Origin of the sequence: Bifidobacterium sp. N4G05 (genome assembly GCF_002742445.1) — a bacterium.
Taxonomy (GTDB): domain Bacteria; phylum Actinomycetota; class Actinomycetes; order Actinomycetales; family Bifidobacteriaceae; genus Bifidobacterium; species Bifidobacterium hominis.
In genome coordinates this window covers 242,374-254,757 of record NZ_NJNQ01000002.1, presented here as the reverse complement: position 1 = coordinate 254,757, position 12,384 = coordinate 242,374, and the positions used below count along the sequence as shown (strand labels likewise).

At 50.7% G+C, this 12,384-nt stretch carries 9 protein-coding genes and 2 pseudogenes; 5 read left to right on the top strand and 6 right to left on the bottom strand.

Annotation, left to right across the window (positions count from 1 at the left end; genetic code table 11):
• The first annotated feature begins 51 nt into the window (after nucleotides 1-51).
• The 4 genes and pseudogenes from CE153_RS02810 to CE153_RS02800 form a co-directional block, all read left to right on the top strand.
• Complete coding sequence (locus CE153_RS02810) at nucleotides 52-1,368, top strand: homoserine dehydrogenase (protein ID WP_099595047.1); 1,317 nt, start codon at nucleotides 52-54, stop codon at nucleotides 1,366-1,368.
• A gap of 197 nt (nucleotides 1,369-1,565) precedes the next feature.
• Nucleotides 1,566-2,570: a homoserine kinase gene (gene thrB / locus CE153_RS02805; protein ID WP_099595046.1), complete on the top strand. Its 1,005-nt coding sequence runs from the start codon at nucleotides 1,566-1,568 to the stop codon at nucleotides 2,568-2,570.
• Nucleotides 2,567-2,858 (top strand): annotated as a pseudogene (locus CE153_RS09155) (Maf family protein); the annotation flags it as partial. The gene thrB and the pseudogene CE153_RS09155, both read left to right, overlap by 4 nt.
• A 110-nt stretch (nucleotides 2,859-2,968) precedes the next feature.
• Nucleotides 2,969-4,042 (top strand): annotated as a pseudogene (locus tag CE153_RS02800) (Maf family protein); the annotation flags it as partial.
• A 152-nt stretch (nucleotides 4,043-4,194) separates the two neighbouring features.
• Here the strand turns inward: CE153_RS02800 and CE153_RS08760 are convergent.
• The 6 genes from CE153_RS08760 to CE153_RS09145 form a co-directional block, all read right to left on the bottom strand.
• Nucleotides 4,195-5,289: a hypothetical protein gene (locus tag CE153_RS08760; protein ID WP_143433069.1), complete on the bottom strand. Its 1,095-nt coding sequence runs from the start codon at nucleotides 5,287-5,289 to the stop codon at nucleotides 4,195-4,197.
• Nucleotides 5,290-5,365: 76 nt separating this feature from the next.
• Nucleotides 5,366-6,028, bottom strand: coding sequence for a response regulator transcription factor (locus CE153_RS02790; RefSeq protein WP_099595043.1), 663 nt, complete (start codon nucleotides 6,026-6,028; stop codon nucleotides 5,366-5,368).
• Between the two features lie 93 nt (nucleotides 6,029-6,121).
• Nucleotides 6,122-7,741: an ABC transporter ATP-binding protein gene (locus CE153_RS02785; RefSeq protein ID WP_099571767.1), complete on the bottom strand. Its 1,620-nt coding sequence runs from the start codon at nucleotides 7,739-7,741 to the stop codon at nucleotides 6,122-6,124.
• Between the two features lie 76 nt (nucleotides 7,742-7,817).
• Complete coding sequence (locus tag CE153_RS09150) at nucleotides 7,818-7,943, bottom strand: class III lanthipeptide (RefSeq protein WP_099571766.1); 126 nt, start codon at nucleotides 7,941-7,943, stop codon at nucleotides 7,818-7,820.
• Nucleotides 7,940-10,525, bottom strand: a complete 2,586-nt coding sequence (gene lanKC / locus CE153_RS02775) for a class III lanthionine synthetase LanKC (RefSeq protein WP_099595042.1) — start codon at nucleotides 10,523-10,525, stop codon at nucleotides 7,940-7,942. Before lanKC ends, CE153_RS09150 begins: the two co-directional genes overlap by 4 nt.
• A 30-nt stretch (nucleotides 10,526-10,555) precedes the next feature.
• Entirely contained in the window at nucleotides 10,556-10,690 is a 135-nt protein-coding gene (locus tag CE153_RS09145) for a class III lanthipeptide (protein ID WP_180753375.1), read from the bottom strand.
• A gap of 410 nt (nucleotides 10,691-11,100) precedes the next feature.
• On the opposite strand from CE153_RS09145, the gene CE153_RS02765 reads away from it, so the two are divergent.
• Entirely contained in the window at nucleotides 11,101-12,219 is a 1,119-nt protein-coding gene (locus CE153_RS02765; protein ID WP_236824358.1) for a LacI family DNA-binding transcriptional regulator, read from the top strand.
• The last annotated feature ends 165 nt before the right edge of the window (nucleotides 12,220-12,384 follow it).

The window sequence follows — 12,384 nt, the reverse complement described above, 5'->3', positions numbered from 1 at the left end:
CCGTACAATAGGCAGGGTTACACCAATACTTCACATTCAAGGGAGGATGCCTTGGCACAGGAAGATGTTGCGCCGATTCGCGTTGGATTGTTGGGCGCGGGCACGGTCGGCTCTCAGACCGCACGCCTGCTGGTGGAGCAGAAGGAAGAGCTTGCCGCACGCATCGGTCGACCGATCGAACTGACCGGCGTCGCCTGCCTTGATCCGTCGGAAACCGACCCGTTCCCGTGGATCGACAAGTCCGTGGTGACCACCGACACCATGAGCGTGGCCACCAATGCCGACATTGTAGTCGAGCTGATCGGTGGAACCGGCGTGGCCCGCAAGTTCGTGCTTGCGGCCATCGAATCCGGCGCTTCCGTGGTCACCGCCAACAAGGCGTTGCTGGCCAAGTATGGTCCGGAAATCTATGCGGCCGCCGAAGCCAAGGGCGTTGACATTTACTTCGAAGCCTCCGTGGGCGGTGCGATTCCGTTCCTCAAGCCGCTGCGCGAATCCCTCGTCGGAGACAAGGTGACGAGTATGCTCGGCATCGTCAACGGCACTACGAATTACATTCTTGACGAAATGACCACCAAGGGCCTCGACTTTGACGACGTGTTGAAGGACGCTCAGGCCAAGGGTTATGCCGAAGCCGATCCGACCGGAGACATCGAGGGCTACGATGCGGCCAACAAGGCGGCCATCATGGCCACGCTTGGCTTCCACACCAACGTGACCATCGACGATGTGTCTGTGGAGGGCATCACCAAGATCACCGCCGACGATATTGCCGCCGCAACCTCCGAAAACAAGGTCATCAAGCTGCTGGCCGTGGTGGAGAACGGCGAGGCCGGCGTGTCTGCCCGCGTGTATCCGGCGCTGATTTCCAACGATCATCCGCTGGCTTCCGTGCACGGCTCTTTCAACGCGGTGTTTGTGAAGGCCGAAGCGGCCGACGATCTTATGTTCTACGGCCGTGGCGCTGGCGGCGCTCCGACCGCTTCCGCGGTGGTCGGCGATGTGGTGACCGAGGCGCGTCACATCGCACAGGGCTGCACCGGCCCGGCCATTCCGCTGTATAAGGATTTGAAGAAGGCTCCGATCGAAGCTTCCAAGGCCGAGTTTGCCGTGCGTTTCGTGATTCACGACAATCCGGGCGTGCTGGCAGCCATTGCGGCCAAGTTCGCCGAGCATGGCGTGTCCATCAATGGTGTGAACCAAGACCTCAAGCCTACGCTGAAGGATCCGGGTTATGATGGCGAACTGCAGCAGCTGCGCTTGGTCACGCACATGACCGACGAATTGACCCTGCGCGAAACCGTGGAAGACGTGTGTGCACTCGACTGCGTGGTCGGAGAGCCTTCCATCCTCCGCGTGCTTAACTAACAGTTATGAGACGGCTGCTCAAATCGTTGCGATTGGGCAGCCGTCTCTTTGTTCATATTCCGGCTGCTGTGTTGGGCAATTGCTTGCCGATTGTTTGCTGAATTACCTGCCGATTATGGGCTTGAATTTGACTCTTGTACCCTTTCGGGTATACGGTGCTACATTTGTAAAAAATATGTGACGAAGGACGACGAGAGATGACTCCAGTTACTCGTAAAGTACGCGTACGTGTTCCGGCCACCAGCGCCAACCTTGGTTCTGGCTTCGATACGGTCGGACTTGCTCTGGACTACCACGACGAACTTGAATTCACACTGAGCGCCGATCCGGTGAACACTGCGGCTCAGGTGATGATCGAAGGCGAAGGCGCCGATACCCTCCCGCGTGACGAAACCCACTTGGTGGTTTCCACGTTCCGCCGCGCATGCCAGACCTTCGGTCTGGGGCGTGTGGGCTTCATTCTTCAGGCTCACAACAACATTCCTCAGGCGCGAGGCATGGGCTCTTCCGCCGAAGCCATTGTGGCCGGCATTGCCGCCGCGGCCGCTTTCGCGCAGGATGACGAACTCAACCGTGATGCCGTGTTCGAGCTTGCCGCCGCCATCGAAGGCCATCCGGACAACGTGGCTCCTGCCGTGTATGGCGGCCTGACCATGTCTTGGGACATGGAAACCCCCGAAGGTGTCGGTTCCGTGCCGATTCCAGGCGGCGAGCCGCTGCACAATGGCTTCCATACCATCAACTATCGTGTTGCCGACGATCTGACAGCCGCCGTGTTCGTACCGGATTATGAACTGTCCACCGAAAAGGCGCGTCAGGCGCTGCCGGGACAGCTGGCGTTCAAGGATGCCGTGCACAACGTGTCTCGCGTGAGCCTGCTGCCGGCTGCCATGAATCCTGCGATGCTGGCGACTGGCCAGCGTCAGAACGCCAACGCATTGCTGTTCGCTGCCACGCAGGATCGCCTGCATCAGTCGTATCGCGCTCCTTTGATGGAGCCGTCGTGGGCGCTGATCCAAAAGCTGCGTTCCCGCGGTTTCGCTTCCACTGTTTCCGGTGCCGGCCCATGCGTGCTGGTGCTTCATCACGGCGACGCCCGCGAACAGTTGGAACAGCTTGCTTCCGAAGAGCTCGCTTCCGGCCATTGGCGTGTGCTGCATTTGGGCATCGACACCAAGGGTGTGCAGGTGGAACGCGTATGAGCAATCCCATTCCGCTGATTCTCGCCTCCAAATCCAAGCCCCGCCGTGACGTGCTCTTCTCGGCGGGCATTTGCCCTACGATTCGCGTATCAAACGTGGACGAGCCGGCAGCGCTTGAGCGCGAAGCGGCTGTCAGGGGCGTTGCCGTAAGCGATCTGAGCGTGGAACAGCGGGTGATGATTCTCGCTACGGCCAAAGCCGAAGCCGTGCATCAGGCGTATCGTAACGTTGCTTCCACCGCCGCGGCTGCGCACGGCGATCGCGTGATCGGATATCCGCTGAAAGCCGTTGCCGAATCTTCCGAACATTCAGATAATGCTGAAAATACTGGAGATTCTGCATCTTTAGAACATCCTCGTATTACATTGCGTGCGGACGAAGTGCAGTCCGCCTCCGACGTAAATACCCGCGATTTTTCTGGAATCACCATTCCTACGATCACTGAATCGATTGCTGATTTCGTTGATGGCAAGCCGAGCCTGACCCGTGCGAAAGTCGGTCCGCTGATTCTTGGCTGCGATTCCATGTTCCTGCTTGACGGCGAATGTTACGGCAAGCCGCATAGCGCTGAGGTGGCTCGGAAACGACTGCGTGCCATGCGTGGTGCCACCGGTGAGTTGTGGACGGGCCATTGCCTGATCGACTTTGCCACCGGGCGTTTCGCGCGAGGCGCGAGCAGGGCCACGCTGCACTTCTGCGAATATTCCGACACCGATATCGAACGGTACATCGCTACTGGAGAACCGTTGGAAGTGGCTGGTTCCTTCACGCTTGAGGGCTTCGGTGGAGCGTTCATTGACTCCATCGAAGGCGATCCGCACGGCATTATCGGCTTGAGCCTTCCGCTGGCGCGCCGTTTGGCCGCCGAGCTTGGCGTGGAATGGACCGATCTGTGGAATGTGACGCGAGCCGATCAAGAACCGAACGTTGAACACGATTCGCGAACCGGTGCTGCAAAACCGCTTCCTCCCAAGGAAAACGTGCATCAGCCGGGTGATGGTTGGATTGATTGCGATTGCGGCCGCAAGCATTGGGGCATGAACGGCGCGTCCGGCGTGCTGCTGGCCCGCCGAAGCGAACAGACCGGTGAGGTGACGCATGTGGTCATGCAGCATCGTGCGGTATGGAGTGCGGAAGGCGGTACGTGGGGCATTCCAGGAGGTGCCACCGCCGACGGTGAAAGCCCGATCGAGGGTGCACTGCGCGAATCCTATGAGGAAGCCAACATTACCCCTGAAGATATTGACGTGGTCGGATCGTACTGCGAAGACCACGGACCGTGGGCGTACACCACCGTGTTCGCTTTCGAAAAGCCGGGGCATCATGTCAATCCCAAGCCGAATGACGACGAAAGCATGGAAATCGAATGGGTGCCGATTGAGGAAGTCCCCAATCGTAAACTGTTAACCGCCATGCGTACCGACTGGCCCAATTTCGCGTCGCGGTTGCGCAGCTTGGCTCGGAACTGTTAGCTTCCAGAGTCTCTTTTGGTGCGTGGTATCGGCGTTGGTTTTTCGCTGATACCACGCGTGGTCGTAGCTTCTGTTTGATTGGACGCTCATACTATTCGGGCTTTGTGGCGATGCTGCACGTGTTTGCCTGACTATGAGCAGCAAATGAGTTATTAGAGCAATGTCAGATTGCTCTCATTTGGCATCGTGGCAAAAAGAATCCACATATCATCCTTTTCGACAGTAAGGGTTCCATGAATAGTTTTCAGTTGCGCTGATAATGCTGATAAGCCATATTGGCTTTTCGGAAGTTCTGTGGTTGGCTGAGTATCATTGTGCGACGAATTATATAGGGGATTGATTTGTGTGATTTCCAAGGTTCGTTCATTAGACAGGATGGAAAGATCATAACGGCATCCAGTTGGTGCGTGGCGTGCTATATTGGCGTAAATCTCGTTCAGTAGCATGACAAATAAGTGTTGTTCCGACTCGTTGAAGCGAATCGCTATCGAGTCATCAAGTATGCTTTTGCCTGAGAATCCTAAGCGATGCAAATTGTCGTCATGGTGTTTTAGCAGCGTATGGAGATACTGGTTAAACGGTGTTTCCGATGCCGATGCAGTGGTTACGTTTTTTTCGTGATGCTGAAGGTTTTCAATGATGAGATGAGTCTGTTTCAAAGCATTCAAGGCTTCTTGATTGATGAAGTCCCAAGATTGGTTGGAATCTGATTGATTCAACCTCATTTGACGTTGAGCCGTTCGAGCAATGAGCGACAAGCTATTGGTGATTGCGTCATGCAACTGTGTCGCAGTATTGATATCTCGTTCTCTATTGTTAAGCAGCATGTGTAAATGCTCCGCTTCGCGGCGCCGCCGCAATGCGTCCTCTTGCCAACGCAAACCGCATCCCAGCAATGCTGTAAGCGCTAGAGCAATTAAGGTAGACGACAAAGTTCTTATATCGTTCCAGGAATGTGTCCAGAGCATTCCGATTGTTTGGATTCCGCAGATCAGTACTGATGCTATCAAGGAGGTGATATTGCTGTTGCGAAAACATAAGAAACCAAAGGCGACAAGCAAGGAATACAACGATGTCGGTCCGGAATCGTTCTGAAGCAGTGTGCCGCATAGATTGATAAGTAAAGCCGTTCCGAATGCGGCACGAGGATAAGCCGGGGAAAATGCGATGCATGCGATCTGAGAAATCGTCAGTACCCAAACATATGGTGAGTTGGAAGGATGAAAGGCCCAAGTGCATAAAACCATTGATTCTGCTATGAGAATGATGGTTATCGTAATCGGGGATAGTGGACACCGGGAGATGATTTGACGATGCATGAGATTATCTTCCGCCGAGCCATATGGCGACGGCTTGTCGAGCGGTTTTCGCCTTCATTTTTTTCATGATGTTGTGCATATGTCTGCGTACGGTCGCTTCCTTGACTCCTATTACAGCACTTATCTCGCGGTCGGTAAGCCCCTTTTCGGATACCAGGCCGATAACCTCTTCCTCTCGTACGGTCAATAAAGGTGAAGTTTTTTCATGTTTGAGCCGAGTTTGTGCCAGGATTGGTGTTTCGAATCCCGGTAAGGAATCACTTCTCTGTAACGTGGCGATGGCTTGAATGATGGCTTTCTCGTCATTCTTGCTCACTAGGCCTTGCACTCCTGCTCGCCGTGACTTATGCTCATACGAGGATAAGGAAAAGCTGGTGACTGCCAGCAGCCGTGTCTTTGTGTTGGTTAGTCTTATTCTTCTGCATAGCGAATCTCCTTGAATACCTTCGAGGGACATGTCTGTGATTAGGATGTCTGGTATGTCTTCGAAACGGGAGCAGTGTTCAAGGGCGTGCTGAGCGTCCATGGACGTCCAAAGTAGTGAAGCAAACGTTGCTTGTTCTTTGATGAGTTGTGTGAGTGCCGCCAACGCCATAGGATCGTTGTCCACCACGGCGATACGGCAGAATGAAAACGACTTGCTTGGGTTGTCCGCTGAAACCGTCATGCCTCCTCGATTCTTCCGAAGCGATTTGAAAGCAAACCTTTTATAAAAGGATAGGTTTCATTTGTATCGGATGCATTGCATTGTCTGCGAGAACTATAGTTGAATGTTGAAGACAGCGTTTTGAATCGGCTCCAAACGGTGAGAAATGACTACGACCGTGTGATCTTTGGCAAACATTTGTATTGCGTTGGATACTTTTCTCTCTGATTCCGCATCTAGATGAGAGGTCGGCTCATCCAAGATGATGATGGGTGTATTCCGTAGAAAACCTCGGATGATACTTAATCGTTGCATTTCTCCGGCAGATGCGTCGGAAATCAGATCAGAAAGAGCTGAGTCCAACCCATCGGGCAGCTTGCGATAGAACGATGTCAAACCAAATGGTTCAAACCAGCGAAGCACGGTACTGTCTGAGATGTTACGACCGAGCGTTAAGGATTCGCGTAAGGTTCTTCCATATAGGGGAGACTCCTGCAGGACAAGGGACACAAGATGTTCGCGAATGAATTTTCCTCCAAGTTGTTCGATGGTTTGTGTCCCATATTGGATTTGCCCTTCGGAAGGGGTGATGATTCCGATGGCAGTCAGAGCGAGGGTTGTTTTCCCCGAGCCAGACGGCCCAGTTACGGAAACAAGCCCGTTCTCGGGAAGCTCAAAAGACATAGCTTGAAATACAGCAGGGGAGTATGGGGAATATTGGACTGAAACATTGTCAAATCGAAGTTGGTGACATGAGTTTGCTAATTCGAGATTCCCCGTTAAGGTATGGGTGACCTGATTGTCGCCGATGAGAGGCTTGAGCCGCTCAAATGCGGCTAAGGCGGAAGCGATGCTGCTGATGGATGAGGTGAAGCTTCCTAGGGGAGAAACCAATACCAGTAGGAAAGTAATGATTACGGCCAAGGATTGATATGAAAGGTCGTTGGAAGCTATTCTCATGCTTCCAAGGAATATGACGATAATCAAAAAGAATTGGGCTGCAAGTGAAGATATAGGTGACAGAATCGCTAGAATACGGGCTAGTTTTTTTGATGAATGAAATAAACTTTCTGAAGCTAAAGTATAATTTCTAATTGATTGTGTTTCCAAGTTGTTTGCTTTTACAAAAATGGCACTTGAAGCAAATTTCTGAATATTCTCACCGATATGGGAATACTGCTGCTGGATGCTCTTAGTGAGTTTTGCGATCTGTTTTCCTGAGATAAGAGAAATTATCAGGATTAATGCAAGTAAGAAGATAGTGGTCAAAGAAAGAAGGGGGTCAATAATGATGATAGTGATTGTGGAGCACAATATAAGTAAGATTGTTCCAGGTAAGGAAAGAACTTGAGGGCTGACGATGTTTTTTGCAACTGTGATATCTGAGATTGTTCTCGATGCTAGTTCGCCGTTGGAGTATCTTGCCAACTCTGAAGTACTAAGGTTAAAAATATGTCGTCCAACTAATAATTGAAGCTTAAGTACAAAGCGCTGGGAAAGCAGCTGGCTGCAATAATTGGTTAAAGCATTGAGTAGTGAGTTGCTGACGAATAAAAGAAACAGAATAATACAATATTGAATATCGATGGTGCCGTTCGATGAAAAAAAGCCCACGAGGCTTCCGATATATAGAGGTTGTACATATATTAATATATTGGAAAAAATATTGATGAAAATGAGAAGAAAAATAAGGATTTTTGATCCTCGTAGAAGGGTGTATAGGACGGATGGCATAGTTTTCTCCTCAAAGTATTGCTCATTATGATAGTGGATGAATTCAATATGAATTCATCCACTAGATTTGGTCTTTTTAGCAGATCAAGAGAGAAATCGAACTAAACTTTTTGCAACTGAATGCAACGCTGACGGAGGACGCGCCTGCTGTGCGTTCGGTTTCTTCGACATACAGAGCTTGCATTTGGAGAATCTCGTTCATTGTGGCCACCTCCTTTCCGATAATGGGAATCCGGGGAAAATGGATAAGACGTTACCGCTCAATGCATAAATCCAGCCTATTGTTCCGGTGGCAAGGTCATCTGAAAAACGATATGAAAAATCGCCTGGTGCATACAGTGATTCGTCATCGCTTTTCTGAATGAGAAAAAGCGATGCATAATCGAGCGCAATCTGTCTGGAGGTTTGATCATGGCCTGAAAGGGTAAGAAGTGTGCCAATGAGTCCGGCTTCTCCTTTAAAAAGACCGGCGTGTGCGCAGGGGCGCGCGATTAGGGCGTTATGTATGGATGCTAGATGCTCTTGTTGATGATTTCGGGTGCTTGGATATTGCGTTCTGCGTTGCATTGTAAGACTCACGCCTGCGCTCCCAAGTGAGAAATATGGCATCAAACGAGAATCGTCGGTTGCCAGATTGCATATGCCGTCGGTAATGTTCAGACGTTGCAGATCTTGCTGAAGGCATGTATCGGCAAGGTCCAGATACTTTTGTGACGAAGTGATGTCGTACATACGCATGCATGCCAAGGAAACACCGGACCAGCCATATAGCAACCCTGTTGGTGTTGCGCTGGAGTCGTATATGAGGGTATTGTTGGGCTCCGTAAGCACTGCAGCGCATCGTTCTATGCATTCTTCTGCGATTTTGAGGGATATATTATCGTGATAATGTTCGTGATAGTACGTAAGGGCAAGAATTATTCCTGCATATCCCGATTCGATGGAGATGGAAGTAATGCCTTTGGAATCAGAAGATGCGATATGCTCTGCGAGCATGTGAACGATATGTTGCGCGATATGCCGTTGCTTGGCTCTGATTGCAAGTTCGATTATTCCGGCTATCCCGGTGAATAAACCATATGAGAAATATCCTTCAATATAGCTGGGAAGATTGGAATCAATAGTGTTGAGCCACTCTGGAAGTTTTGCCCGTAATGCTGGATGATCGGGTGTAAAATCAAGGAGTGTTTTCCAAACTCCGGCTCCGCCGTAGGCCAAGGAGTATCGGTTTAATCGGTGTTCATATTGAAGTGGATCTCCATGAATGAGACTTGGTGAAGACCAGTCGATTGCAGCTGAGAGTGAGTCGCGTAAATCTTTGACGATTCCCTGTATGCTGGTGGGGCGATATTGTTTGGATGCGACGAGAGCGGTTTGGTTTGCTGACGCATCGATACCTTCTGATTGTGCGGCATGAAGGATAGCGTTAAGGATTGTGCTTCCTTCCAGGCCGTACTCAGAGGCGATCCATTGTTGCATTTCTTTAGGTTTGTTTGATCCCAGCATTTCGATAGTGCTTATCGGAAGTAAAGCGCCTCGAATTGAACGGTAAAGGCCTGTCCAATCTCTTGTGTTCAATGGGTCGTTGACCGAATCAAGATACCCAGGTGTGCCGATGGAAAGAGAGTGATCGTAGTCGTGAAGGACTGCTGTCTCAAAATCAATGAAAACCCCTTGGCCGGTATCAGGGTTAACGATAATATTATGCGGTTGAATATCTCCGTGCGCATATCCTTCTTTGTGTAATTGCAAGAGTGTTTGCGTCAGATTCTTGACAATAATTTGTAATGTGTTCAAATACTGCGCAGTTGCTTCAGCGGACTTGCTTCGGCTGAAAGGATAGTTTAAAGCGAGCCATCGGCCCAGTGTCATCGATTGTTCAAAGGTCTCTACGATATAGTGATGCTCCCAGGCGTCGAATTCGTCGATAATATGGGGTACTCCGTTAAACTTTTCAAGAGCTCTTAGTATTTGTGCTTCATGCTTGATTCTTGCTATGGCATCATGACCTGAGGCGTCCAAGCCGCAATGTGGACGTCCTTCTTTCATGATGTAGTCGGTACTGTCTTTTGAAACTTGATATATGCCTCCGCCTGTGCTGAAGTGAAGAGCTTTTCGTACCTCAAATCCATGGAAATCAGGAACTTGTTCGCCGGATTCCTGCGCACGTTGATCCTGAATAAGAAAGGCTGGCGTTGTTACCCAATTGGGAACTCGATAATAGGGAACTCTGGCATCCTCCACATATGATCCATCAGGTTTTATGACGCATAATGTCCCTGTGGGGTCCTGAATCTTCTGAAATCCACCATAGCGGTAAAAAATCGGCCCTTGTTTGTATCGCATGTCACTCAGGATGTATGGTGCGGAACGATACTCCACGAGAAGCGCATCCAAATGGGTTATAGTGTGTTTAAGGTCAGTTTCATTGGGATATATGGTGATGAATTTACCGCATGCCGCACGATTTCCGCTCTTTGAATTCTTGAGTAACAGTTTCCTTGGGGTTGTTGTAAATTTAAACGAAATGCTGTTCTCGAAACAATATGACGATACAATGGACAGCACCTGTTGAGCATTGCCTAAAGTGGATGATACATGTAATTTCCACCCTTGGATTGGAAGTATATGCTGTGCCGGTGCCACGTAAGACCAGTAATCGTCTGTGATCTTAATCCAGTTATTGGGCGGGTTGATGGCATACTCACGACTGTTGATGTCCGGGGTGGCGGGGGTGTAATGCAACCCAGGTTGACCAATGAAATCTCTATATTTTCCGTTCATGGTTTCCCTCTTTCCTATAGGCAGGCCGCTTCATCTATCCATGCAAAATAACAGGCTGATGGTGCTTTCCTTTTTGCAGACGAAGGCGATGCTGATTGTCGAACCTCCATCGTCTGGCTCTTCTTCGGGTAGTAGTAATTGTTGTAGTTCCAAAATCCACTTCATACTAATCTTCTTAAGTAAAATCGTTAGCAGACGGCAATGGACGCAGTGCTCATTGGCATAAATGTGGTCCATATACAAAGTGCCGCTGACAATGATGAAAAAATAGAGTTTGTTTTTATGTCCGTGTCTGCTTTCATTGTTTGTAATGTAAGGACTTTATTCATGATATTCCTACTCTGTTGTATTTTCTGATTATTGTTGAATTTTTTCGTAGAATTGACATGGTTTACATTGTGAATGTTTCTTAAAAGAAACTATTATTAATGTTATAAATGGTATTGTTCAAAGACAAGTGATGACGTACAACTTTTGTGTATGTGTGTCGTTGAAGGGTGTGATGTTAGCGTTCACCATAAGTGTGTGTACAATAGGCGAACGTACCAATAGTTGTGTGCGGGAGGCGACGGGGCATGGCAGGCAGGCGCAATGCAGGCAAAAAACGTCCTTCGATGTTCGAAGTGGCAAAATATGCGGGAGTGAGCCATCAGACCGTATCCCGGGTCATCAACCATTCGCCGGACGTTTCCGATGTGACGCGTGAGAAGGTGCAGAAGGCTATCAGCGAACTTGGCTATCGCCCTAGCAACTCTGCCCGTGCGCTTGCCTCGCGCCGTTCCCGCACCATCGGGCTCATCGCCGGCGGTCAACGGTTTTACGGACCGATTTCCGCGATTTCGTCGATAGAATCGATGGCTCGGCAACATGGTCTGTTCATGACGGTGAGCATGGTGCACGAGGCTTTGTGTACGCAGGCTGAGTTCGACGACCTATGCCGTACGTTCGATGAGATGAACGTTGATGCGTATATCTTCCTCACGCCGACTGACGTCATGTTTTCGGCGGCTTGCCGTACGCAGGTCATGCAGCCGCGTGTGATCGTCACTTCCACGCATGGCAGTATCGGCGTGCAGGATGGTTTGCGATTGATGTCTTCCGCCGATCGCCGTCGCGTATCCGTCGTCGGCGTGGACCAATGGTCCGCGATGGCCGACGTGATGCGTCTCGTCGTGGAATACGGGCATCGTTCCGTACTGTATTTCGCCGGTCCGAAGGATTGGCGTGATGCGGCTACGAGATTGGTGGCATGGAACAAGCTGTGCGCGGCCAATTCGGTCAATTCCGTGACGGTGCAGTGCGAGACCTGGGAATCCTCCGAGGCGTACGGCAAGATGAATCATATTCTCGACAACGTCGGCCGCGCCGGCGGCGGTTTGCCAACTTGCATGGTGTGCGCGAACGATGGTCAGGCTGTTGGGGTGGCACGCGCATTGCATGAGCATGGCGTGCGGATTCCGCAGGATGTGAGCTTGGTCGGATTCGACGACATGCCTGCGATGGACAACATGTTCCCTCCGCTGACCACGGTTCGTCCTGGTTTCGAGCAGTTGGGTGTGGCTGCGATGCGTGAGGCGTTGTATCTGTTGGGGGAGGGCGACGAGAATTCGTTCGCCGCGTCCCGGCATGGCGTTGGTTTGGTATCGGCGGAACTGATCAAGCGCAGTTCAATCGGTCCCGTGCAGCGACGTTGATGGTCGGCTGTTCTCCTCCTGTGATTTCGTGAACCGGTGCTGAGTGCGGACTCGGCACCGGTTCGCTGTTTCGGACGATTGCGCTGACGGATTGTTTCTTTGACACGCGAGTTTGTGCGGTTCGTAATTTGCGTTTAGAATAGTGAGCGTTAACAGTGAGCGCTA